Source organism: Pseudomonas shirazensis, from assembly GCF_014268785.2.
In the GTDB taxonomy this organism is placed as follows: Bacteria; Pseudomonadota; Gammaproteobacteria; order Pseudomonadales; family Pseudomonadaceae; genus Aquipseudomonas; species Aquipseudomonas shirazensis.
On record NZ_JABWRD020000003.1, the window covers coordinates 12764 to 38334 of the forward strand.

The 25571-nt window shown below is 61.0% G+C and carries 12 protein-coding genes; 9 read left to right on the plus strand and 3 right to left on the minus strand.

The genetic code is table 11. The features are described from left to right. The first annotated feature begins 21 nt into the window (after nt 1-21). Both HU736_RS16075 and HU736_RS16080 read left to right on the plus strand, forming a co-directional pair. Nucleotides 22-15606, plus strand: a complete 15585-nt coding sequence (locus tag HU736_RS16075) for a retention module-containing protein (RefSeq protein WP_217862389.1) — start codon at nt 22-24, stop codon at nt 15604-15606. Nucleotides 15607-15772: 166 nt separating this feature from the next. Continuing rightward, complete coding sequence (locus HU736_RS16080; protein WP_103438672.1) at nt 15773-16114, plus strand: tryptophan synthase subunit beta; 342 nt, start codon at nt 15773-15775, stop codon at nt 16112-16114. Between the two features lie 61 nt (nt 16115-16175). On the opposite strand, the gene HU736_RS16085 is transcribed toward HU736_RS16080, so the two are convergent. Further along, nucleotides 16176-16733, minus strand: a complete 558-nt coding sequence (locus tag HU736_RS16085; protein ID WP_186701439.1) for a WCX domain-containing protein — start codon at nt 16731-16733, stop codon at nt 16176-16178. Nucleotides 16734-16938: 205 nt separating this feature from the next. Here HU736_RS16085 and HU736_RS16090 point away from each other — a divergent pair, with 205 nt between their 5' ends. The 6 genes from HU736_RS16090 (at nt 16939) to HU736_RS16115 (ending at nt 22897) form a co-directional block, all read left to right on the plus strand. Continuing rightward, on the plus strand, nt 16939-17751 hold the full coding sequence (locus tag HU736_RS16090) for a tetratricopeptide repeat protein (RefSeq protein ID WP_186701438.1): 813 nt from the start codon (nt 16939-16941) through the stop codon (nt 17749-17751). 113 nt (nt 17752-17864) lie between these two features. Further along, nucleotides 17865-18317 (plus strand): MarR family winged helix-turn-helix transcriptional regulator, encoded by a 453-nt coding sequence (locus HU736_RS16095; RefSeq protein ID WP_103435394.1) that lies wholly within the window; start codon nt 17865-17867, stop codon nt 18315-18317. Further along, nucleotides 18314-20401, plus strand: a complete 2088-nt coding sequence (locus HU736_RS16100; RefSeq protein ID WP_186701437.1) for an FUSC family protein — start codon at nt 18314-18316, stop codon at nt 20399-20401. Before HU736_RS16095 ends, HU736_RS16100 begins: the two co-directional genes overlap by 4 nt. Further along, a complete protein-coding gene (locus HU736_RS16105; protein WP_101322650.1) occupies nt 20398-20610 on the plus strand; it encodes a DUF1656 domain-containing protein in 213 nt (70 codons plus the stop codon). Before HU736_RS16100 ends, HU736_RS16105 begins: the two co-directional genes overlap by 4 nt. Further along, nucleotides 20607-21482 carry an efflux RND transporter periplasmic adaptor subunit gene (locus tag HU736_RS16110; RefSeq protein ID WP_186701436.1) on the plus strand — a complete coding sequence of 292 codons (876 nt, stop codon included), beginning with the start codon at nt 20607-20609 and terminating at the stop codon, nt 21480-21482. The genes HU736_RS16105 and HU736_RS16110 overlap by 4 nt, the downstream gene beginning before the upstream one ends. Then, nucleotides 21479-22897 (plus strand): efflux transporter outer membrane subunit, encoded by a 1419-nt coding sequence (locus HU736_RS16115; protein WP_103435391.1) that lies wholly within the window; start codon nt 21479-21481, stop codon nt 22895-22897. Before HU736_RS16110 ends, HU736_RS16115 begins: the two co-directional genes overlap by 4 nt. A 21-nt stretch (nt 22898-22918) precedes the next feature. Here HU736_RS16115 and HU736_RS16120 read toward each other — a convergent pair whose 3' ends face one another. Further along, nucleotides 22919-24406 carry a YifB family Mg chelatase-like AAA ATPase gene (locus HU736_RS16120; RefSeq protein ID WP_103438671.1) on the minus strand — a complete coding sequence of 496 codons (1488 nt, stop codon included), beginning with the start codon at nt 24404-24406 and terminating at the stop codon, nt 22919-22921. A 110-nt stretch (nt 24407-24516) separates the two neighbouring features. Beyond that, the gene (locus HU736_RS16125) at nt 24517-24816 is read right to left on the minus strand and encodes an accessory factor UbiK family protein (protein ID WP_103435389.1); all 300 of its coding nucleotides are present in this window, start codon (nt 24814-24816) and stop codon (nt 24517-24519) included. Nucleotides 24817-25220: 404 nt separating this feature from the next. Between HU736_RS16125 and glnK the strand changes: the two genes are divergently transcribed. Next, complete coding sequence (gene glnK / locus HU736_RS16130; RefSeq protein ID WP_002555808.1) at nt 25221-25559, plus strand: P-II family nitrogen regulator; 339 nt, start codon at nt 25221-25223, stop codon at nt 25557-25559. The last annotated feature ends 12 nt before the right edge of the window (nt 25560-25571 follow it).

A 25571-nucleotide genomic window follows, 5' to 3' on the forward strand; every position in this document is an offset into this window, starting at 1 on the left:
TGGCTAGATCCGGAGAGTCCAATGAGCAGTGTTGTTGCCATCGTCAAAAGCATTGTTGGCCAGGTCATCGCGGTATCCCCAGAGGGCTTTCGTCGCGTTCTGATTGAAGGCGACCGTCTGATGGCGGGCGAGCAAGTCCTGACCGGCCCAGGTGGCGCGGTAACTCTGGAGCTGGCCGATGGCCGCATGCTCGACCTGGGCCGTGACTCGCAATGGAGTGCGGACGCTCCGGACAGCAGTGCCGATCTGAGCCAGGCCACCGCACAGGCAGCGCCCTCGGTCGAAGAACTGCAGCAAGCCATCGCCGCTGGCGCTGACCCGACCACCGAGCTTGAGGCAACGGCGGCGGGCCCGACTGCAGCCGGTAATGGCGGCGCGGCTGGCGGCGGACACTCCTTTGTGATGCTTGAGGAGACTGCAGGCGCGGTCGACCCGACCATTGGTTTCCCGACCGGCCCAATCGGCTTCCAGACGCTTGCCGCTGATCTGGAGACCGGCGCTGTCGATACCAACGTCAACGATGCCACCCCGACTGCTCCGACTGTGACTCCGCCGGTTACCACGCCGGTTGCCACCGGGGTGACATTGACCGCTACGCCATCGATCACCGAAGCGGGCGGCGTGATTGTCTACACCGCAACCGTCGGTCAACCACCGCTGACTGACCTGACCATTACACTCTCCAACGGCCAGGTCATCGTCATCACCGCAGGCCAGACCACTGGCACGGTCAATGTCGATATTCCGCCTAACGACACGCCTTACATCGATGGCAGCGAGATTTCTGTAACCATCACCGGCACCACCGGTGGCGGCGGCCTAGTCGTTACGCCGAACCCAACCCCGGCTGTCACCCAGATCGTCGACACCATCGACACCACGACGGTATCGGTAACCGGCCAGCCTGCGAAAGAAGGCGACCCTAACCTGACCTTCGAATTCCAGCTGAGCAACCCGCCCCAGGCCGGTAGCCCGACCACCTTGACCGTGAACGTGGGCGGTACCAACTACACCGTTACCGTTGATGCCAGCGGTAAAGGCACGCTGGTGATCCCGAATACCAACGGCAGCGATGTCTACATCGATCCGTCTTCGGTTACCGCAACTGTGACCGGCGTAAATGGTGGCAACTTCGAGGCCGTCGACCTGGCGGGCGCGACAACCACCGTCACTGTCGAAGACACCATCGACACCACGACTGTTGCCGTGACCGCGGTGCCAGCAAAGGAAGGCGATACCAACCTCACCTTCAACTTCCAGCTGAGCAACCCGCCGCAAGCCGGCAGCACCACGACTCTGACCGTTAACATTAGTGGCACTAACTACACCGTTGATATCGATGCCTCCGGCAAAGGTACTCTGCTGGTTCCGAACACCAACGTTGATGATGTCTCCAAAGATGGCAGCGAAGTGACTGCCACCGTCACGGGCGTCACCGGCGGTAATTTCGAAGCGGTTGACCTGAGTGGCGCGACTACCACCGTGACCGTCGAAGACACCATCGACACCACTACCGTAGCCGTGACTGCCGAGCCTGCGAAGGAAGGCGATACCAACCTGACCTTCAACTTCCAGCTGAGCAACCCGCCTCAGGCTGGCAGCAGCACCACCCTGACAGTTAACGTCGGTGGTACTAACTACACCGTTGATATCGATGCTTCGGGTAAAGGCACCTTGCTGGTGCCTAACACCAACGGCGCAGATGTTTACATCGATCCAAGCCAGGTCACTGCAACCGTTACTGAAGTGAACGGCGGCAACTTCGAGGCTGTTGACCTGAGTGGTGCAACCACCACCGTCACCGTCGAAGACACTATCGACACCACGACTGTTGCTGTGACCGCTGTGCCAGCTAAAGAAGGTGATGCCAACCTAACCTTCAACTTCCAGCTGAGCAACCCGCCTCAGGTTGGCAGCACGACCACCCTGACCGTCAATGTCGGTGGCACAAACTACACCGTTGATATCGATGCTTCCGGCAAGGGTACTCTCCAGGTCCCGAACACCAACGTTGAAGATGTCTACAAAGACGGCAGTGAAGTCACCGCGACTGTCACTGCGGTCAACGGCGGTAACTTCGAAGCGGTCGATCTGACTGGCGCGACTACCACCGTTGCTGTCGAAGACACCATCGACACCACTACCGTGGCCGTCACTGCCGAAGCAGCGAAAGAAGGTGATGCAAACCTCACCTTCAACTTCCAGCTGAGCAACCCGCCGCAGGCTGGCACCACGGCTACCTTGACCGTGAACGTCGGTGGTACTGATTACACCGTCACTGTTGGCGCCGATGGCAAGGGCACGCTCCAGGTCCCGAACACCAACGTTGAAGATGTCTACAAAGACGGCAGTGAAGTCACCGCGACTGTCACTGCGGTCAATGGCGGCAACTTCGAAGCTGTGGATTTGACCGGCGCGACTACCACCGTTGCTGTCGAAGACACCATCGACACCACTACCGTGGCCGTCACTGCTGAAGCTGCGAAAGAAGGCGATGCAAACCTCACCTTCAACTTCCAGCTGAGCAACCCGCCTCAGGTTGGCAGCACGACCACCCTGACCGTCAATGTTGGTGGCACAAACTACACCGTTGATATCGATGCTTCCGGCAAAGGTACTCTCCAGGTCCCGAACACCAACGTTGAAGATGTCTACAAAGACGGCAGTGAAGTCACTGCGACTGTCACTGCGGTCAACGGCGGTAACTTCGAAGCCGTTGATCTGACCGGCGCGACTACCACTGTTGCCGTCGAAGACACCATCGATACCACGACTGTGGCCGTTACTGCTGAAGCTGCGAAAGAAGGCGACGCGAACCTCACCTTCAACTTCCAGCTGAGCAATCCGCCTCAGGTTGGCAGCACGGCTACCTTGACCGTGAACGTCGGTGGTACTGATTACACCGTCACTGTTGGCGCTGATGGCAAGGGCACCTTGTCGGTCCCGAACACCAACGTTGAAGACGTCTACAAAGACGGTAGCGAAGTCACCGCGACTGTCACTGCGGTCAACGGCGGTAACTTCGAAGCGGTCGATCTGACTGGCGCGACTACCACCGTTGCTGTCGAAGACACCATCGACACCACTACCGTGGCTGTCACTGCCGAAGCAGCGAAAGAAGGTGATGCAAACCTCACCTTCAACTTCCAGCTGAGTAACCCGCCGCAGGCTGGCACCACTGCTACCTTGACCGTTAACGTCGGTGGCACTGATTACACCGTCAACGTTGGCGCTGATGGCAAGGGCACCTTGTCGGTCCCGAACACTAATGTCGAAGACGTCTACAAAGACGGTAGCGAAGTCACCGCGACTGTCACTGCGGTCAACGGCGGTAACTTCGAAGCCGTCGATCTGACTGGCGCGACCACTACTGTCGCTGTCGAAGACACTATCGACTCCACCACCGTGGCCGTCACTGCCGAAGCTGCGAAGGAGGGTGATGCCAACCTCACCTTCAACTTCCAGCTCAGCAACCCGCCGCAGGCTGGCACCACGGCTACCTTGACCGTGAACGTCGGTGGTGCTGATTACACCGTCACTGTTGGTGCCGATGGCAAGGGCACGCTCCAGGTCCCGAACACCAACGTTGAAGACGTCTACAAAGACGGCAGTGAAGTCACTGCGACCGTCACTGCGGTCAATGGCGGCAACTTCGAAGCTGTGGATTTGGCCGGCGCGACTACCACCGTTGCTGTCGAAGACACCATCGACACCACCACCGTGGCGGTCACTGCTGAAGCAGCGAAGGAGGGTGATGCAAACCTCACCTTCAACTTCCAGTTGAGTAACCCGCCGCAGGCTGGCACCACGGCTACCTTGACCGTGAACGTCGGTGGTACTGATTACACCGTCACTGTTGGCGCCGATGGCAAAGGCACGCTCCAGGTCCCGAACACCAACGTTGAAGATGTCTACAAAGACGGCAGTGAAGTCACCGCGACTGTCACTGCGGTCAACGGCGGTAACTTCGAAGCCGTTGATCTGACTGGCGCGACTACCACCGTTGCTGTCGAAGACACCATCGACACCACTACCGTGGCCGTCACTGCCGAAGCAGCGAAAGAAGGTGATGCAAACCTCACCTTCAACTTCCAGCTGAGCAACCCGCCTCAGGTTGGCAGCACGACCACCCTGACCGTCAATGTTGGTGGCACAAACTACACCGTTGATATCGATGCTTCCGGCAAAGGTACTCTCCAGGTCCCGAACACCAACGTTGAAGACGTCTACAAAGACGGCAGTGAAGTCACCGCGACTGTCACTGCGGTCAATGGCGGCAACTTCGAAGCTGTGGATTTGACCGGCGCGACTACCACCGTTGCTGTCGAAGACACCATCGACACCACTACCGTGGCCGTCACTGCTGAAGCTGCGAAAGAAGGCGATGCAAACCTCACCTTCAACTTCCAGCTGAGCAACCCGCCTCAGGTTGGCAGCACGACCACCCTGACCGTCAATGTTGGTGGCACAAACTACACCGTTGATATCGATGCTTCCGGCAAAGGTACTCTCCAGGTCCCGAACACCAACGTTGACGACGTCTACAAAGACGGCAGTGAAGTCACTGCGACCGTCACTGCGGTCAATGGCGGTAACTTCGAAGCCGTCGATCTGACCGGCGCGACCACCACTGTCGCTGTCGAAGACACCATCGACACCACTACCGTCGCCGTGACTGCCGAAGCTGCGAAAGAAGGTGATGCGAACCTCACCTTCAACTTCCAGCTGAGCAATCCGCCGCAGGCTGGTACCACTGTTATCTTGACCGTTAACGTCGGTGGTGCTGATTACACCGTCACAGTTGGCGCTGATGGCAAGGGCACCTTGTCGGTCCCGAACACCAACGTTGAAGACGTCTATAAAGACGGCAGTGAAGTCACTGCGACCGTCACTGCGGTCAATGGCGGCAACTTCGAAGCGGTCGATCTGACTGGCGCGACCACTACTGTCGCTGTCGAAGACACCATCGACACCACCACCGTGGCCGTGACTGCCGAAGCTGCGAAAGAAGGTGATGCGAACCTCAACTTCAACTTCCAGCTGAGTAACCCGCCGCAGGCTGGTACCACGGCTACCTTGACCGTGAACGTCGATGGTACTGATTACACCGTCACTGTTGGCGCCGATGGCAAGGGCACGCTCCAGGTCCCGAACACCAATGTCGAAGACGTCTACAAAGACGGTAGCGAAGTCACTGCGACCGTCACTGCGGTCAATGGCGGCAACTTCGAAGCGGTCGATCTGACTGGCGCGACCACTACTGTCGCTGTCGAAGACACCATCGACACCACCACCGTGGCCGTCACTGCCGAAGCTGCGAAAGAAGGTGATGCGAACCTCACCTTCAACTTCCAGCTCAGCAACCCGCCGCAGGCTGGCACCACGGCTACCTTGACCGTGAACGTCGGTGGTACTGATTACACCGTCACTGTTGGCGCCGATGGCAAGGGCACCTTGTCGGTCCCGAACACCAACGTTGAAGACGTCTATAAAGACGGCAGTGAAGTTACTGCGACCGTCACTGCGGTCAATGGCGGCAACTTCGAAGCGGTCGATCTGACTGGCGCGACCACTACTGTCGCTGTCGAAGACACCATCGACACCACCACCGTGGCCGTGACTGCCGAAGCTGCGAAAGAAGGTGATGCGAACCTCAACTTCAACTTCCAGCTGAGTAACCCGCCGCAGGCTGGTACCACGGCTACCTTGACCGTGAACGTCGGTGGTACTGATTACACCGTCACTGTTGGCGCCGATGGCAAGGGCACGCTCCAGGTCCCGAACACCAACGTTGAAGACGTCTACAAAGACGGCAGCGAAGTCACTGCGACCGTCACTGCGGTCAATGGCGGTAACTTCGAAGCGGTCGATCTGACTGGCGCGACTACCACCGTTGCTGTCGAAGACACCATCGACACCACTACCGTGGCGGTCACTGCCGAAGCTGCGAAGGAAGGTGATGCAAACCTTACCTTCAACTTCCAGCTCAGCAATCCGCCGCAGGCTGGCAGCACCACGACCCTGACTGTAAATGTCGGTGGCACTAACTACACCGTCAACGTTGGCGCTGATGGCAAGGGCACTCTCCAGGTCCCGAACACCAACGTTGAAGACGTCTACAAAGACGGCAGCGAAGTCACTGCGACCGTCACTGCGGTCAATGGCGGTAACTTCGAAGCTGTGGATCTGACCGGCGCGACCACCACTGTTGCCGTTGAAGACACCATCGATACCACGACTGTGGCCGTGACTGCTGAAGCTGCGAAGGAAGGTGATGCAAACCTCACCTTCAACTTCCAGCTGAGCAACCCGCCTCAGGCTGGCAGCACGACCACCCTGACCGTCAATGTCGGTGGTGCTGATTACACCGTCACTGTTGGTGCCGATGGCAAGGGCACGCTCCAGGTCCCGAACACCAACGTTGAAGACGTCTACAAAGACGGCAGTGAAGTCACTGCGACCGTCACTGCGGTCAACGGCGGTAACTTCGAAGCTGTGGATCTGACCGGCGCGACCACCACTGTTGCCGTTGAAGACACCATCGATACCACGACTGTGGCCGTGACTGCTGAAGCTGCGAAGGAAGGTGATGCAAACCTCACCTTCAACTTCCAGCTGAGCAACCCGCCTCAGGCTGGCAGCACGACCACCCTGACCGTCAATGTCGGTGGTGCTGATTACACCGTCACTGTTGGTGCCGATGGCAAGGGCACGCTCCAGGTCCCGAACACCAACGTTGAAGACGTCTACAAAGACGGCAGTGAAGTCACTGCGACCGTCACTGCGGTCAACGGCGGTAACTTCGAAGCTGTGGATCTGACCGGCGCGACCACCACTGTTGCCGTTGAAGACACCATCGATACCACGACTGTGGCCGTGACTGCTGAAGCTGCGAAGGAAGGTGATGCAAACCTCACCTTCAACTTCCAGCTGAGCAACCCGCCTCAGGCTGGCAGCACGACCACCCTGACCGTCAATGTCGGTGGTGCTGATTACACCGTCACTGTTGGTGCCGATGGCAAGGGCACGCTCCAGGTCCCGAACACCAACGTTGAAGACGTCTACAAAGACGGCAGTGAAGTCACTGCGACCGTCACTGCGGTCAACGGCGGTAACTTCGAAGCCGTTGATCTGACTGGCGCGACTACCACCGTTGCTGTCGAAGACACCATCGACACCACTACCGTGGCCGTCACTGCCGAAGCAGCGAAAGAAGGCGACGCGAACCTCACCTTCAACTTCCAGCTCAGCAACCCGCCTCAGGTTGGCAGCACGACCACCCTGACCGTCAATGTCGGCGGCACAAACTACACCGTTGATATCGATGCTTCCGGCAAAGGTACTCTCCAGGTCCCGAACACCAACGTTGAAGACGTCTACAAAGACGGTAGCGAAGTCACCGCGACTGTCACTGCGGTCAACGGCGGTAACTTCGAAGCGGTCGATCTGACTGGCGCGACTACCACCGTTGCTGTCGAAGACACCATCGACACCACCACCGTGGCGGTCACTGCTGAAGCAGCGAAGGAGGGTGATGCAAACCTCACCTTCAACTTCCAGCTGAGTAACCCGCCGCAGGCTGGTACCACTGCGACCTTGACCGTTAACGTCGGTGGCACTGATTACACGGTAACTGTTGGCGCTGATGGCAAGGGCACTCTCCAGGTCCCGAACACCAACGTTGAAGACGTCTACAAAGACGGTAGCGAAGTCACCGCGACTGTCACTGCGGTCAACGGCGGTAACTTCGAAGCGGTCGATCTGACTGGCGCGACTACCACCGTTGCTGTCGAAGACACCATCGACACCACTACCGTGGCGGTCACTGCCGAAGCTGCGAAGGAAGGTGATGCAAACCTTACCTTCAACTTCCAGCTCAGCAATCCGCCGCAGGCTGGCAGCACCACGACCCTGACTGTAAATGTCGGTGGCACTAACTACACCGTCAACGTTGGCGCTGATGGCAAGGGCACCTTATCGGTCCCGAACACCAACGTTGAAGACGTCTACAAAGACGGCAGTGAAGTCACCGCGACTGTCACTGCGGTCAATGGCGGCAACTTCGAAGCTGTGGATTTGACCGGCGCGACTACCACTGTTGCCGTCGAAGACACCATCGATACCACGACTGTGGCCGTTACTGCTGAAGCTGCGAAGGAAGGCGACGCGAACCTCACCTTCAACTTCCAGCTCAGCAATCCGCCGCAGGCTGGCACCACTGCTACCTTGACCGTTAACGTCGGTGGCACTGATTACACCGTCAACGTTGGCGCTGATGGCAAGGGCACCCTTGAGGTCCCTAACACCAACATCGAAGACGTCTACAAAGACGGTAGCGAAGTCACTGCGACCGTCACCGCGGTCAATGGCGGCAACTTCGAAGCTGTGGATTTGGCCGGCGCGACTACCACCGTTGCTGTCGAAGACACCATCGACACCACCACCGTGGCGGTCACTGCTGAAGCAGCGAAGGAGGGTGATGCAAACCTCACCTTCAACTTCCAGTTGAGTAACCCGCCGCAGGCTGGCACCACGGCTACCTTGACCGTGAACGTCGGTGGTACTGATTACACCGTCACTGTTGGCGCCGATGGCAAAGGCACGCTCCAGGTCCCGAACACCAACGTTGAAGATGTCTACAAAGACGGCAGTGAAGTCACCGCGACTGTCACTGCGGTCAACGGCGGTAACTTCGAAGCCGTTGATCTGACTGGCGCGACTACCACCGTTGCTGTCGAAGACACCATCGACACCACTACCGTGGCCGTCACTGCCGAAGCAGCGAAAGAAGGTGATGCAAACCTCACCTTCAACTTCCAGCTGAGCAACCCGCCTCAGGTTGGCAGCACGACCACCCTGACCGTCAATGTTGGTGGCACAAACTACACCGTTGATATCGATGCTTCCGGCAAAGGTACTCTCCAGGTCCCGAACACCAACGTTGAAGACGTCTACAAAGACGGCAGTGAAGTCACCGCGACTGTCACTGCGGTCAATGGCGGCAACTTCGAAGCTGTGGATTTGACCGGCGCGACTACCACTGTTGCCGTCGAAGACACCATCGATACCACGACTGTGGCCGTTACTGCTGAAGCTGCGAAGGAAGGCGACGCGAACCTCACCTTCAACTTCCAGCTCAGCAATCCGCCGCAGGCTGGCACCACTGCTACCTTGACCGTTAACGTCGGTGGCACTGATTACACCGTCAACGTTGGCGCTGATGGCAAGGGCACCCTTGAGGTCCCTAACACCAACATCGAAGACGTCTACAAAGACGGTAGCGAAGTCACTGCGACCGTCACCGCGGTCAATGGCGGCAACTTCGAAGCTGTGGATTTGGCCGGCGCGACTACCACCGTTGCTGTCGAAGACACCATCGACACCACCACCGTGGCGGTCACTGCTGAAGCAGCGAAGGAGGGTGATGCAAACCTCACCTTCAACTTCCAGCTCAGCAATCCGCCGCAGGCTGGCACCACGGCTACCTTGACCGTTAACGTCGGTGGCACTGATTACACCGTCAACGTTGGCGCTGATGGCAAGGGCACCCTTGAGGTCCCTAACACCAACATCGAAGACGTCTACAAAGACGGTAGCGAAGTCACTGCGACCGTCACCGCGGTCAATGGCGGCAACTTCGAAGCTGTGGATTTGGCCGGCGCGACTACCACCGTTGCTGTCGAAGACACCATCGACACCACCACCGTGGCGGTCACTGCTGAAGCAGCGAAGGAGGGTGATGCAAACCTCACCTTCAACTTCCAGTTGAGTAACCCGCCGCAGGCTGGCACCACGGCTACCTTGACCGTGAACGTCGGTGGTACTGATTACACCGTCACTGTTGGCGCCGATGGCAAAGGCACGCTCCAGGTCCCGAACACCAACGTTGAAGATGTCTACAAAGACGGCAGTGAAGTCACCGCGACTGTCACTGCGGTCAACGGCGGTAACTTCGAAGCCGTTGATCTGACTGGCGCGAATACCACTGTTGCCGTCGAAGACACCATCGATACCACGACTGTGGCCGTTACTGCTGAAGCTGCGAAGGAAGGCGACGCGAACCTCACCTTCAACTTCCAGCTGAGCAATCCGCCTCAGGTTGGCAGCACGGCTACCTTGACCGTGAACGTCGGTGGTACTGATTACACCGTCACAGTTGGCGCTGATGGCAAGGGCACCTTGTCGGTCCCGAACACCAACGTTGAAGACGTCTACAAAGACGGTAGCGAAGTCACCGCGACTGTCACTGCGGTCAACGGCGGTAACTTCGAAGCGGTCGATCTGACTGGCGCGACTACCACCGTTGCTGTCGAAGACACCATCGACACCACCACCGTGGCGGTCACTGCTGAAGCAGCGAAGGAGGGTGATGCAAACCTCACCTTCAACTTCCAGCTGAGTAACCCGCCGCAGGCTGGCACCACGGCTACCTTGACCGTGAACGTCGGTGGTACTGATTACACCGTCACTGTTGGCGCCGATGGCAAGGGCACGCTCCAGGTCCCGAACACCAACGTTGAAGATGTCTACAAAGATGGCAGCGAAGTGACTGCCACTGTCACTGGCGTTACCGGTGGTAATTTCGAAGCTGTAGACGTATCCGGCGCTTCGGCTACCGTGACTGTCGAAGACACCATCGACACTACGACTGTGGCAGTCACCGGCGTACCGGCGAAAGAAGGCGATGCCAACGTCACCTTCAACTTCGAGCTGAGTAACAAGCCTCAGGCTGGCAGCGATCCGGTCGTCCTGAACGTACGCATCGGCAGCACCGACCACACCGTTAACCTCGACGCTGACGGCAAGGGTTCGATCCAGGTTCCTAACCCGAACAGCGAAGACGTCTACAAAGACGCTAGCGAACTGGTTGCAACTGTGACCGGCGGCACTGGCGGTAACTTTGAGAAGATCGCAACCGGCGGTACTGGTACTGCGGTGATCTCGGATACCGAAACTCCAGTGACTGTTGCAGTGACCGGCGTGCCTGCGAAAGAAGGCGACGCTAACGTCACTTTCAACTTCGAGCTGAGCGACAAGCCACAAGCTGGTAGTGCTCCAGTTGTGCTGACCGTGCGTGTTGGCAGCACCGACTACACCGTCAACATCGACAGCAACGGTAAGGGCTCCATTCAGGTCCCGAACCCGAACAGCGAAGACGTGTACAAGGACGCCAGCCAACTGGTCGCCACCGTCACCGGCGGCACCGGCGGCAACTTCGAGAAGATCGCCACTGGCGCGACCGGCACAGCGCAAATCGCTGACACCGAGACCCCAGTCACCGTCAAGGTCACCGGCGTTGCGGCAACCGAAGCTGATGCCAAAGTCACCTTCAACTTCGAGCTGAGCGAAAAGCCTCAGGCCGGCAGCGATCCAGTTGTCCTGAACGTACGCATCGGCAGCACCGACTACACCGTCAACATCGACAGCAACGGCAAGGGCTCGATCCAGGTCCCGAACCCGAATAGCGAAGACGTGTACAAAGACGCCAGCCAGCTGGTCGCCACCGTCACCGGCGGCACCGGCGGCAACTTCGAGAAGATCGCCACTGGCGCGACCGGCACAGCGCAAATCGCTGACACCGAGACCCCAGTCACCGTCAAGGTCACCGGCGTTGCGGCAACCGAAGCTGATGCCAAAGTCACCTTCAACTTCGAGCTGAGCGAAAAGCCTCAGGCCGGCAGCGATCCAGTTGTCCTGAACGTACGCATCGGCAGCACCGACTACACCGTCAACATCGACAGCAACGGCAAGGGCTCCATTCAGGTCCCGAACCCGAACAGCGAAGACGTGTACAAGGACGCCAGCCAACTGGTCGCCACCGTCACCGGCGGCACCGGCGGCAACTTCGAGAAAATCGCCACTGGCGCGACCGGCACAGCACAAATCGCTGACACCGAAACCCCAGTCACCGTCAAGGTCACCGGCGTTCCGGCTACCGAGGCTGATGCCAACGTTACCTTCAACTTCGAACTGAGCAACAAGCCTCAGGCCGGCAGCGATCCAGTCGTTCTGAACGTACGCATCGGCAGCACCGACTACACCGTCAACATCGACAGCAACGGCAAGGGCTCGATCCAGGTCCCGAACCCGAATAGCGAAGACGTGTACAAAGACGCCAGCCAGCTGGTCGCCACCGTCACTGGCGGCACCGGCGGTAACTTCGAGAAAATCGCCACCGGCGCCACTGGCACCGCACAAATCGCTGACACCGAAACCCCAGTCACCGTCAAGGTCACCGGCGTTGCGGCCACCGAAGCAGATGCCAACGTCACCTTCAACTTCGAACTGAGCGACAAGCCGCAAGCTGGCAGTGCGCCAGTCGTCCTGAACGTGCGCATCGGCAGCACCGACTACGCCGTTAACATCGACAGCAACGGCAAGGGCTCCATTCAGGTCCCGAACCCGAACAGCGAAGACGTGTACAAAGACGCTAGCGAGTTGGTGGCCACCGTCACCGGCGGCACCGGCGGCAACTTCGAGAAGATCGAAACCGGCGCGACTGGCACAGCACAAATTGCTGACACCGAAACCCCAGTCAGCGTAACCATCACGCCGCAAGCTGCGACTGAAGCTGACGCCAACGTCATCTTCAACTTCCAGATGAGCAAGCCGCCGCAGGCTGGCAGCGACCCAGTGGTACTGGTCGTCAAAGTCGGCGCCAGCAACTACAACGTCTCGATCAACAGCCAAGGCCAAGGCACGCTGAGCGTACCTAACCCGAACACCGAAGACGTCTTCAATGACGCCAGCAAGCTGGTTGCGACCGTGGTCAGCGGCAGCGGTGGCAACTACGAGAAGATCGAAACCGGCGCAACCGCGATTGCCGATATCGCCGACACCATCGATACCGTCTACGCCAAGATCAGCATGGTCGGTACCGGTTCGGTCAACGAAGGCGGCAACCTGACCTACAAGGTCGAGCTGGTCGACAAGTCGGGCAACTCGATCAGTGTGCCAACCGGCAAGTCGGTTTCGGTCAACCTGGAATGGTCCGGCAATGCTGATGCTAGCGACATTGAAGGTACGCTGCCAACCAGCGTGACCATCACTGGGGGCAAGAGCAGCGTCGAGTTCAACGTCAAGACCTTCGACGACACCAAGATCGAAAGCAGCGAGACGCTGACCGCCACCATCAAGCAGGTCAACGACAACAATCAGGTGTTCGAGAACCTCGCGGTGGGCAGCCAGAACGTCGCCACCGGCACCATCATCGACAACGACAAAGGCCCGGTCATCACCGCGCCTGGCAGCGCTTCGATCATCGAGAGCGGCACCGCAGGTGGTGCTGATGTGGTGTTGGTCATCGACCGATCGGGCAGTATGGGGCCTGCGAACAACGGTAATGGCGGCAGCGATCCGGATGGTAGCGGGCCGTATACCTCACGTCTGCAGATGCTCAAGGAAGCGGTGAAGAACCTGTTCGACTCCGGCACCGTGCATTCGGTGTTCATCGTATCGTTCTCCACCAATGCTACCTTCCACAGCTCAGGCAAAGATGGCGGTTGGTTCACCAACCTGGATGATGCGTACGCAGCAATCGACGCAATGAAAGCCTCGGGTACTACCAACTACAACGCTGCGCTGAACACAGTCACCAGCAGCTACCAGGCACCACCGCCAGGCGGCAGCAAGCTGGTCAACATCTTCATGTCGGACGGTGAGCCGACCAGCGGCCAGGGCGCGAATGAAAGCAACTGGATCAACTTCCTTAACCAGAAGGGCTTCAATGATTCCTATGCTGTTGGCTTCGGCGGCCTGAGCAACACTGACAAGAACTACCTCGAGCCAATCGGCTGGAAACCGGGCGAAACCGTAGGTTCCATCACCCAAGGCGCCAACGATAACCACGTCTTGGTCGTCGACACCTCGCTCAGCGCCCTGACTCAGGCGCTGGTGGGTAGCGTTGGCGGCAGCGCGGTGTCCGGCAACGTCACCGACAACGCCACCAGCGGTACCGCTGGCTGGGCCAGCAACGGCTGGAAGCTGACGTCGGTTGAGTACAACGGCGTTACCTACTCGTTCACCAGTGCCACCGACTCCAAGACCCTCGACCTGGGCAATGTCGGCAAGGTAGTGATCAAGGCCGATGGCAGTTACACCTTCTCGGGCAAGGACAACTTCGACACGGCCGATTCGCTGTCGGCAGTGGTCAAGTTCACGGTCAAGGATGCTGCTGGCAACACCGCGTCCTCGTCGCTGACCCTGACCGTCAATGACCGTAGCGACCCAATCGCTGCCAACGACGACGTGACCGCCACACTGACCTCGAAAACGGTCATGGGCGCGCCAACCGACGTTACCTTGGCCAGCTTCACAAGCGGCGAGAAGAGCCAGTGGCGGTTCGAGAACGCAGTCGACCGCGACACGCCTAACCCGGCAGCCGATACCGGCCGCTGGCAGGTGAGCTCGGTGGTCGGCACCACGGCGGATGCCAGTGTCAGCAGCGGCAGTAACCCGACCCTCGTGCTTACTGACCGGAATGGTGAAAGCAGCGGTGATGCCTCCATCCTGACCCCGCTGTACAAAGCGGTGGGCGGCGAGACCATGTCGTTCAAGGCGGTTGCTTCACTGTCGACAGTCAACAACATCTTCTCCAGCGGAAAAGATACCGCCGACTGGACACTGTTCAAGAGCACCGACGGTGTCAATTGGACTGTAGCGGGCGGCGGATCCATCGCCAATGGCAGCTCCACCATCACTACCGGTGCAATGGAAGCGAATGCTCAGTATCGCGTTCAACTGAGCGTGCATGACGATACCGGCTGGTTCACAGGCAACGCCTCCGTCAGCTTTGACGACTTCAAAGTCACCGTACCTGGCGCCCCCGTGGTCGAGTGGACTGCCACCCCTGTCACCGGCACTGTAGCTGGCAACGACGTGTGGGGCACCGACGGCGAAGTCTCGAGCCTGGCAATCAAGGTCAACGGCGCCTGGGTCGATGTACCAACAGGCGGTACCACCGTCGACGGTCAGTACGGCAGCCTGGTGATCGCCAAAGACGGCTCGTACACCTACACCCCGACTGCGAGCAAAGACGGCGTCGGCCACATGGATCAGTTCGATTACAAGCTGACCCAGCCGGACGGCGATACCGACACCGCGCACCTGTACGTGACCATTCAAGGCACCGGCCCAGGCGCAGCTGGCCTGGCGGCACCGGCGTGGACCAGCGGCAATGACACGCTGCTGGGCGGCGACGGTAACGACAACATCTTCGGCGGTGCCGGCAACGACGCGCTGATCGGCGGCAAGGGCAATGACATCCTCACCGGCGGCAGCGGTGCCGACCTGTTCGTCTGGAAAGCGGGTCACACCGGCAACGATGTGATCACCGACTTCAAGGCGTCCGAAGGCGACCGCATCGACCTCAGCGAACTGCTCCAGGGCGAGAAGGGCAGCACCATCGACAACTACCTGAAGATGACCACCGTGCAAGGCGACACCGTTCTGCAGATCAGCAGCGATGGCAAGCTCAACGTTCAAGATGGCACCAATCACGTCGATACCACTATCACTGTGCAGGGCGTCAACTGGTCGAACAGCTCCATCAACTCGCTGATCAGCGGTGCCGATCCGTTGATCAAGGTCGATAACCACAACGGCTGATGTTCACCCGCCAGCAGCAGGCAAGTGCTGCTGGCGTTGTGCACTGATTCGACTCCGGCCTCGTCGCAGCTTGCCTGCAACGAGGCCGAAGTCGTGTTGGGCTACCTCAGGCGTTATCCTGCCCCTATCGCAACCAGAAGGATTCACCGTGACAACGGATCACAGCCTGTATTACGTGCAGCGCGACGCCGATGGGCGCCTGTCGCGGGTCGACGCCAAGGCTTTTGAAGGCCATACCGAAACCCTGCCGGGTGACCACGTCGAGGTCCTGCATTGGCTGGCCGACGATGTTATCGGCAACAGCCTCAACCAGCTCAAACAGAGCGATCTGGACATGATCCGGGTGCTCGAGGACTTGATCGAAGTGCTGACCAGCAAAGGCGTGCTGAGCATCACCGACCTGCCGGCCGGCGCTCAGGCCAAGCTGCTCAACCGCTCTAGCGCACGACGTGCCTTGGGTGGGTTGAGCAACCTGATAGAAGAAGATCATGGGAGCGGGCTGATCTGAATGAACGCCCCGGCCTCAGTCCAGAGGCCGGGCGGTCCCTACCTGGGGTAAGCGCTGTGGCTCAGTCCTGATATTGAGCCGCAGCGCTGCTCAAGGTACGCCCGATTTCCTCACGCAGTGGCTGCGGCAGCTCGACCACCAGGCTGTCGCCCTGACTCAGCAGCCACCAGCGCAGCGGCCAGCCGTCGCTGACCGTCGCGCGCAGGCGGTGGCCGTGTTCCAGCGCGGTCAACTGCATGTCCGGGGTCAACGGCGCGTCACGCAGCTGCCGGGCGAGCAGATCGCTGATCCACGCCTGCAGCTCAATGCCATCACCCTGCACCGGCTGCAGCGCATCCCCGCGCAGGTACGCCTGCAAATCGAAATTGCCGCGCAGCTCGCTTACTGCTGCCGCTGACCAGTGCCAGCCAAACGGGATGCTCTTGTCATTGCGCTCAAGCGGGAAGATCAACGCAAGCTCGTTGAGGTCGCGCTCGACCGTGCGTTTGCTGACGATAAAGCCGACGTCACGCAACCCCCAGACCAACTCGGCGCTGGTAATGCCGGGCGAGCGGCTAGGCAGCTGACGTAGCAGGGCCCATTGACGGCTGAGGGTGGCGCGAGTAGTGGCGAACGGCAAAGGTAAACGTCCTTGTCTAGGCTTGCCGCACCAGAATGGCGGCACAGGGCGCGCATGGCAATTAGCCACACCTCGCTCAGATCAATGAACCTGCATTTGGTTGCCTGGGTTCGAATCGTTCGCGACAGGTTTCGTCGTAGCATGCCGCAGAATCACGCCTCACCACGGCTGTGGTTGGGTTGTGAAGCGTTCAATGAGGATGAACATGTCTGCTGCCAGCAATATCCATTCGCTGCTCGCGCGTCTTTTACCGGCGCGGATAATCCCTGTGCCGATTCCTCCGCGCCAGCGTCAGCACCTGTTCACCGGTGTCGGTCTACCCAGCCACTGCGGGCAGTTGGGCGAGCGCCCTGGTCTGGTCAATCGCCTGGATGAAGCCGTCGACCTGCAGGCGGTGTATGCCGACCTGCGCCGGCTCGCGCTGGCGGGCAACATCGCTGCACTGAACGACCTTGGCTGGATCTGGCTCAACGGCAAGTACTGGCTGGCAGATACGGTCCTGGCTGGGCATCTGCTGCGCATGGCCGCGCTACAGGGCAATGCTGCCGCCTGGTTCAATCTTGGCCAGCAGCACTACTTCGGCAAAGGCGTGGCGGTGTGTTACGAGCAAGCTGCCGAATGCTATCGCCAGGCATTCGAGGGCGGCCTGCTGCACGCTGCCGCAGCGTTGGGCGACCTGTTCGAAGAGGAAGTCTGCGACGCTGAGCAGGAATGGATGGTTGACCCGGTCGAGGCGCTGCGCTGGTTCATGCGCGGGGCCAAACTGGGCGAGGCACGCTGTCGGTTCGAGGTCGGCCATCGTTTTCTGCATGGGCTGTATGTCGAGGCCGATATCAAGGCCGCCCTGTACTGGCTGGAGCTGGCGGCAGCCGCCGGGGTGATGCATGCAGCAGAAGAGCTGGCGGTGCATTTCAGCAGCCGCAACATTGCCCGTTACAAGGATTGGCGTGATCAGGCGATCCAGATGGGCAGCAACCTTGCCTTGACCATGAAGCTTGAAGACCAGGTTCAGCGCTGAGGTGCATGAATAACCTTTCATCCTCGCAGCTCATCGCCGGCGGTTGACGCGGGGGGTGGGGCAGGGCGTATATTGATAGTTAGCAAACTATGAATATATTTTCCGGTTACTCCATGACACTCGATTCACTGCACCTGCAAGTCAGCAGCGGCATGGTGGTTGGCGCACGCCACTGGCGGCGTATCTGCCATACAGCCCTGACCAGCTATGGTATTTCCGAAGCCTGCGCGGTGCCGCTGTTGATGATCGTGCGCCTGGGCGATGGCGTGCATCAGGTTGCGGTGGCCAACGCTGCCGGGCTGGAGAGCCCGTCACTGGTGCGCCTGCTCGACCAGCTGTGCCGAGCCGGGCTGGTCTGTCGCAGTGAAGACCCGCTCGATCGCCGGGCCAAGGCACTGAGCCTGTCTGCCGAGGGCCGGGTACTCGCCGAGTCGATCGAAGGCGAGCTGGTGCGTCTGCGGCGTGACATCCTCAAGGGCATCAGCCAGGCTGATCTGGAGGCCTCGCTGCGAGTGATCCGGGCCTTCGAAGGCGCCGCTCAAGGGCCCATTGAGGGCCTGGCATGAACGGCTTCTTCAGCTCGATGCCGCCCGCCCGCGACTGGTTCTACGGCGTGCGCACCTTTGCCGCGTCGATGATCGCCCTGTACATCGCCCTGCTGATGCAGCTGCCGCGCCCGTACTGGGCGATGGCTACGGTGTACATCGTCTCCAGCCCTTTCGTTGGCCCCACCAGCTCCAAGGCCCTGTACCGCGCCCTCGGCACGCTGCTCGGCGCAGGCGGGGCGATCCTGCTGGTACCGCCGCTGGTACAGTCGCCGTTGTTGCTGTCGGGGGCCATCGCCCTGTGGACCGGGACCTTGCTGTTCCTCTCGCTGAACCTGCGCACCGCCAACAACTACGTGCTGATGCTGGCGGGCTATACCTTGCCGATGATTGCTCTGGCGGTAGTCGACGACCCGCTGGCGGTGTTCGACGTCGCCTCGTCGCGGGCCCAGGAGATCTGCCTGGGCATCGTTTGCGCAGCGGTGGTAGGCGCGATCTTCTGGCCGCGGCGGCTGGCGCCGGTGGTGGTCGGTTCGACCGGCAATTGGTTCGCCGAAGCGATCCGCTACAGCGACAGCTACCTGGCCCGTGATGTCGCGGTCGACAAAGTCGCCGCCCTGCGCGCCTCGATGGTTGCCACCTTCAACAGCCTCGAGCTGATGATCGGCCAGCTCGGTCACGAAGGCGCCGGCCCGCATACCTTGAAGAATGCCCGCGAACTGCGTGGCCGGATGATCCACCTGCTGCCGGTCATCGATGCCCTTGACGACGCCCTGCGCGCTCTCGAAGGCCGCGCGCCAGCGCAGTTCAGCCTGATTCAGCCGCTGCTGGCCGATGCTCGCGATTGGCTGCAAGGCAGCGCCGAGGATGCTTCGGTACTGCGCTGGCGCACCCTCAGAGACAAACTCGAATCTTGGCAACCAAGCGCTGCCGCGCTCGATCAGCGGCCGGAACTACTGCTCTCCAACGCGCTTTACCGACTGACCGAATGGGTCGACCTGTGGCAGGACTGCTGCGCCCTGCAACATGCTTTGCGCGCCGATGACGCCACGCCCTGGCGGGCGGTCTACCGGCATTGGCGGCTGGGCCGGCTGACGCCGTTTTTCGACCGTGGGCTGATGCTCTACTCGGTGTTCTCCACGGTTACTGCGATCATCGTCGCCTGCGCATTGTGGATTGGCCTGGGCTGGCACGACGGCGCCAGCGCAGTGATCCTCGCCGCGGTCGCCTGCAGCTTCTTCGCCGCCATGGACGACCCCGCGCCGCAGATCTACCGGTTCTTCTTCTGGACTATGCTGTCGGTGATCTTCTCCAGCCTGTACTTGTTCCTGGTGCTGCCCAACCTGCACGACTTCCCGATGCTGGTGCTGGCCTTCGCCGTGCCGTTCATCTGCGTCGGCACCCTCACCGTGCAGCCGCGCTTCTACCTCGGCACCTTGCTGACCATCGTCAACACCGCGACCTTTGTCAGCATCCAGGGTGCCTACGATGCCGACTTCTTCACCTTCCTCAACGCCAACCTGGCAGGCCCGGTGGGCTTGCTGTTCGCGTTTATCTGGACCCTGCTGCTGCGCCCGTTCGGCGTCGAGCTGGCGGCCAAACGGCTGACCCGTTTTGCCTGGCGCGACATCGTCGAAATCACCCAGCCAGCGCCGCTGGCTGAGCAGCGCAAAGTCGGTGTACAGATGCTCGACCGCCTTATGCAACACCTGCCGCGGCTGTCGCAGACTGGCCAGGACAGCGGCGTGGCCCTGCGTGACCTGCGCGTGGGCCTGAACCTGCTGGACTTACAGGCCTACCTGCCGCGGACTGGCCTGCAAGCGCGCGAGGCGCTGCAAACGGTGATCGAAGAAGTCGGCGCCCACTATGCGCAGTGCCTGCGCGCCGGCGAACGCCTGCATGCGCCGGCAGAGTTGCTGCGCAACATGGAGCGCGCCCGGCAGAGCCTGGCGCTGGACGATCTGCACGACCGTGGCGATGCCCGCGTGCATTTGCTGCACGCCTTGAGCGGCCTGCGCCTGGCCTTGCTGCCGGGTGTCGAGGTGATGCTTGAGCCCAGTGCCCCCGCGCAACTGCCTGATGGCATCGATGGAGCCCCGCTGTGATTGGTGAACTGGATATCAGCGGGGTGTTCCTGCCCACGCTCCTGGTGATGATGATCGGCACCTACCTGCTGTTTCTTGGCGTGCACGCTGTGCTGGTGCGCCTGCATTTCTACCGCCTGGTCTGGCACCGGGCGTTGTTCAACGTTGCCCTGTATGCCGTGCTGCTTGGCGCGGTAGACCACTTTTGCCGAAGCCTGATGCTGCCATGAAAAAACCTTTGTTGACCTTGGGCCGTGTGGTCCTGACCCTGCTGGTAGTGACCTTTGCCGCCGTGCTGATCTGGCAGATGGTGGTGTACTACATGTTCGCCCCGTGGACCCGCGACGGCCACATCCGCGCCGACGTGATCCAGATCGCCCCGGACGTGTCCGGGCTGATCCAGCGCGTCGAGGTGCGCGACAACCAGGTGATCAAGCGCGGCGACGTGCTCTTCAGCATCGACCAGGACCGCTTCAGCCTGGCCCTGCGCCACGCCCAAGCGACCTTGAGCGAGCGCCAGGAAACCCTCGCTCAAGCCATTCGCGAAACCCGGCGCAACAAAAAGCTGGGCAACCTGGTCGCGGCCGAGCAGTTGGAAGAAAGCCAATCGCGTGAAGCCCGCGCCCGCTCGGCGGTCAATCAGGCTCAGGTCGCAGTCGACAGCGCGCAACTCAACCTTGATCGCTCGGTAGTGCGCAGCCCGGTCGACGGCTATCTCAACGACCGCGCCCCGCGTGCCCATGAGTTCGTCACCGCCGGCCGTGCAGTGCTATCGGTAGTCGACAGCGGCTCGTACCACGTCGATGGTTATTTCGAAGAGACCAAGCTCGGCGGCATCCATATCGGCGATGCCGTCGACATCCGCGTGATGGGTGACGACACCCGCCTACGTGGCCATGTCGAAAGCTTTGCCGCCGGCATCGAAGACCGTGACCGTAGCAGCGGCGCCAACCTGCTGCCCAACGTCAACCCGGCGTTCAGCTGGGTACGCCTGGCCCAGCGCATCCCGGTGCGGATTGCCTTCGATCAGGTGCCAGCCGACTTCCGCATGATCGCCGGGCGCACGGCCACAGTGACTATCCTCGAGGGCCAGCGCCCATGAAACGCCTGTTGCTGATTGGCCTGAGCCTGTCACTCGGCGCCTGCCAGATGGTCGGCCCCGACTATCAGGTACCAGAGGACGCTGCGGTCCAGCGCAGCGACCTCAACGGCGCCTTGCGCCAGGACGCCGATAGCGTGGTCTCGGCACCGGTGCCGGAGGACTGGTGGCAGCTCTACCAGGACCCGCGTCTGAACCAGCTGGTACGCCAGGCCTTGGCCAGCAACAGCGAACTGCGCGTGGCGGCTGCCAACATCGCCAAGGCCCGCGCCCAGCTTGAGGTCGCTGAATCGCAGGGCGGCTTTGGCGGTTCCGGCAAGCTTGCTGCGCAACGCCTGCAGGAGTCTGGCGAAGCCTTCCTGCAACCGGAAAAAGTCCCGGTCGCAAACATCGGCGAAGCGATCATCAGCGCTTCCTATCAGTTCGACCTGTGGGGCACCTTCAAGCGCGGCACCGAGGCCGCCCAGGCCAATGCCGACGCCGTCCAGGCCGCCGCTGACACTGCCCGCATCACTTTGGTGGCCGACGTGGTCAAGGCTTATACGCAGGTGTGCTCGGCCAACGAAGAGCTGCACATCGCTCGCCAGTCGCTGGACCTGCAACAGCAAGGCGTGCAACTGACCCAGCGCCTGCGTGATGCCGGCCGTGGTGATGAAACCCAGGTCACCCGCTCGCAAACCCAGCTCAAGTCGTTGAGCGCCGAGCTGCCGCGTTTTCAGGCTGAGCGCGAGACGGGCTTGTATACCCTGGCAGCGCTGCTGGCGAAACCTGTCGAGCAACTGCCGGCAGGCACTGCCGATTGCGCCGAGCTGCCGCATCTGGCCCAGCTAATCCCGGTGGGTGATGGCGCTGCACTGCTCAAACGCCGCCCCGACGTGCGCCAGGCCGAACGCCAGTTGGCAGCCGCTACAGCGAGCATCGGTGTCGCTACGGGCGCGTTGTACCCGAACATCAGCATCGGCGCTCAGGTCGGCACCATCGGCATCCTCGACAACCTCGGCGAGCCGTCTACCAACCGCTGGGGCTTTGGCCCGCTGGTCAGCTGGACCATCCCCACCAACGGCACCCGTGCCCGCATTCGCGAGGCCGAGGCCTCGACGCAAGCAGCCCTGGCCCATTTCGACGGCGTGGTCCTCAACGCCATCCGCGAGACCCAGACCCGGCTGGCGCAGTACAGCGCCCTGCTCGACCGGCGCGATGCCCTGGCCGAGGCCGAGCGCTCGGCTCAGCAGGCGGCCGAGCAAACCCACCGCTACTTCCAGGCCGGGCGCGAGTCGTTCCTGGCGGACCTGCAGGCGACCCGCACCTACACCGACATGCGCGGGCAGCTGGCCGCGGCCAACAGCCAGGTGGCGATGGGGCAGATCAGTGTGTTCCTGGCGTTGGGCGGTGGTTGGAAAGACCCCGCAGGCAAGTGATTCAGGCGGTGCTCAGTGGGCCTACGAGCCTGGCCGGTACTGCAACGCCTCGGCCAGATGCGCACGGCCGATGTTGTCCAGCTGCTCCAGATCAGCCAAGGTCCGCGCCACCTTGAGCAGCCGATGGGCCGCGCGCAGTGACAAGGTCAGGCGCTCGCAGGCGTTCTCCAGCCAGCTCTGGTCCCCGGCACTCAACCCGCAATAACGGCGCAGGCCATTGAGGTCGAGAAATGCATTGGCGCAGCCCTGCCGGCGTTGCTGGCGCTCACGGGCCTCGGCCACCACTGCGGCAACGCTGGCACTGGTTTCGCCGCTGGGCTGGTTGGTCAGCACTGTGCTTTCCCGCGCCACGGTCAGGTGCAGGTCAATCCGATCGAGTAGCGGCCCAGACAGCTTGTTGCGGTAACGCTGGATCAGTTCGGTGCTGCAGCGACAACGCCCTGTAGGGTCACCCAGGTAGCCGCAGGGGCACGGGTTCATTGCCGCCACCAACTGAAAGCGGGCAGGGAAGCGTACCTTGTCCTTGGCCCGCGCCACCACGATCTCGCCGCTCTCCAGTGGCTCGCGCAACACCTCCAGCACGCGCCGCTCGAACTCCGGTAGTTCATCAAGAAACAGCACACCGTGGTGGGCGAGGGTGATCTCCCCCGGCTGCGGCCGACTGCCGCCACCCACCAGGGCCGGCCCAGAGGCCGAGTGATGCGGATGCCGGAACGGCCGCTGCGGCCAGCTGTTCAACGGAGTACGCCCGCTCACCGACTGAATCGCCGCCACCTCCAGCGCCTCATGTTCATCCAGCGGCGGCAGCAAGCCGGGCAAGCGGCTGGCGAGCAAGGTCTTGCCGGTGCCTGGCGGGCCGGTGAACAGCAGATTGTGGGCACCCGCCGCCGCCAGCAGTAGCGCCCGTTTGGCAGCCACCTGGCCCTGCACTTCACTCAAATCCGGGTAAGGCTTGCTCTGCAGCACCAACCCATTGGCCGCGTAAGGCGCCAACGGCACCTGACCATTGAGGTGAGCGACCAGCTCCTGCAGATGGGCAACCGCATACACCACCAGCCCACTGGCCAGGCTCGCCTCCTCGGCATTGTCCCGCGGCACCACCAGTGCCCGGCCGGCATCGCGTGCCGCCAGCGCTGCAGGCAGTACCCCCTGCACCGCCCGCACGGCACCGGACAAGGCCAACTCGCCCAGGCACTCGATCTCGCTCAGCTGGGCAACCGGCACCTGCGCATCGGCCGCCAGAATGCCCAGGGCAATGGCCAGGTCGTAGCGCCCGCCGTCCTTGGGCAGGTCGGCAGGGGCGAGGCTCTGGGTGATACGCCGGGCAGGGTAATTCAGGCCCGAGTTGACGATGGCGCTGCGCACCCGGTCCTTGCTCTCTTTGACGGTGGTTTCCGGCAGGCCGACCAACGTCAGCGTGGGCAAGCCATTGGCGAGATGGGTCTCGACACTGACGGCAGGCGCCTCGACGCCGACCTGGGCGCGGCTGTGAACAAGGGCGAGGGACATGGACACTCCGTAGTCGCTGATGAAAGCCGCGTCCTGCGGCACGTCATCAGCGTAGCGGGGTGTGGTGTGGCTGCTTCGGGAAGAGTGCTTCGGGGTTTTGCAGGGAGCCTTTAGGAAGCCGCTTGATCTGCCGCCGGTTCAGCCGCCTGCGTCGCTGGCGCAGCACTCATCCGCGCATCCAGCTCGGCAACCTGCTTCTCCAGCGCCTCAAGCCGCGCACGGGTGCGTGCAAGCACGACCATCTGGCTGTCGAATTCTTCCCGGCTGACCAGGTCGAGCTTGCTGAAAGCGCCCTGCATAAGCACCTTGAACTGGCTTTCCAGTTCAGCGCGGGGCTGGGCGGTGTCACCGCTGAACAGGCGCGAGGCCTGGTCGCTGAGGGCGTCTAGAAATGCTTTGGGCGCGAGCATGGTGGGCTGTCCGCTTGATCGAAAAAAGAGCCCAAGTGTAGCACGCCGGTGTAAAGGCCCTTTGCCGCACGCTTTTCGCGCATACAGCAGATAACAAGCGCACCAAAACCGTGCAGGTTTTCACTGATGGCGACTGGCCCAATCTGAACATTCCACGCAACTCGCTGTTTCCCGAGCATTTCCAGGTTTTGGCAAGGTTTCTGCAATGACCTTTACGAGCCATGCACTGATGCGGGTCCTTGTGACCAGGCAGTGCGCAGGCCACGCCGCGAGGCGTTTGTTCAGCGTCACCTGCGACATCGACGCCGAGCCATGCCAACGATGCGTTACAAAGCCGAGCACTGCGCTTAGACTTGAGACGGGTTTGTTTTCCTGGGGCAAGTCCACCAAATCGGGAGAGTTTCATGAAGCTAGTCACTGCCATCATCAAGCCGTTCAAACTGGACGACGTTCGCGAGTCGCTGTCGGAAATCGGCGTGCAGGGCATCACCGTCACCGAAGTCAAAGGCTTCGGTCGGCAGAAGGGCCACACCGAGCTGTATCGCGGTGCTGAATACGTGGTCGACTTCCTGCCTAAAGTGAAGATCGACGTCGCCATCGACGACAAGGATCTGGACCGGGTAATCGAGGCCATTACCAAGGCCGCCAACACCGGCAAGATCGGTGACGGCAAGATTTTCGTAGTCAATCTGGAGCAGGCGATCCGCATCCGTACCGGCGAAACCGATACCGACGCGATCTAAGCGACACAACAA

Excerpts from the sequence above, each read along its gene's own strand:
- HU736_RS16075 (WP_217862389.1), top strand. The coding sequence starts at position 22 with ATGAGCAGTGTTGTTGCCATCGTCAAAAGCATTGTTGGCCAGGTCATC.
- HU736_RS16090 (WP_186701438.1), top strand. The coding sequence starts at position 16,939 with ATGTCTGCTGCCAGCAATATCCATTCGCTGCTCGCGCGTCTTTTACCG.
- HU736_RS16095 (WP_103435394.1), top strand. The coding sequence starts at position 17,865 with ATGACACTCGATTCACTGCACCTGCAAGTCAGCAGCGGCATGGTGGTT.
- HU736_RS16100 (WP_186701437.1), top strand. The coding sequence starts at position 18,314 with ATGAACGGCTTCTTCAGCTCGATGCCGCCCGCCCGCGACTGGTTCTAC.
- HU736_RS16110 (WP_186701436.1), top strand. The coding sequence starts at position 20,607 with ATGAAAAAACCTTTGTTGACCTTGGGCCGTGTGGTCCTGACCCTGCTG.
- HU736_RS16115 (WP_103435391.1), top strand. The coding sequence starts at position 21,479 with ATGAAACGCCTGTTGCTGATTGGCCTGAGCCTGTCACTCGGCGCCTGC.
- HU736_RS16120 (WP_103438671.1), bottom strand. The coding sequence starts at position 24,406 with ATGTCCCTCGCCCTTGTTCACAGCCGCGCCCAGGTCGGCGTCGAGGCG.
- HU736_RS16125 (WP_103435389.1), bottom strand. The coding sequence starts at position 24,816 with ATGCTCGCGCCCAAAGCATTTCTAGACGCCCTCAGCGACCAGGCCTCG.
- glnK (WP_002555808.1), top strand. The coding sequence starts at position 25,221 with ATGAAGCTAGTCACTGCCATCATCAAGCCGTTCAAACTGGACGACGTT.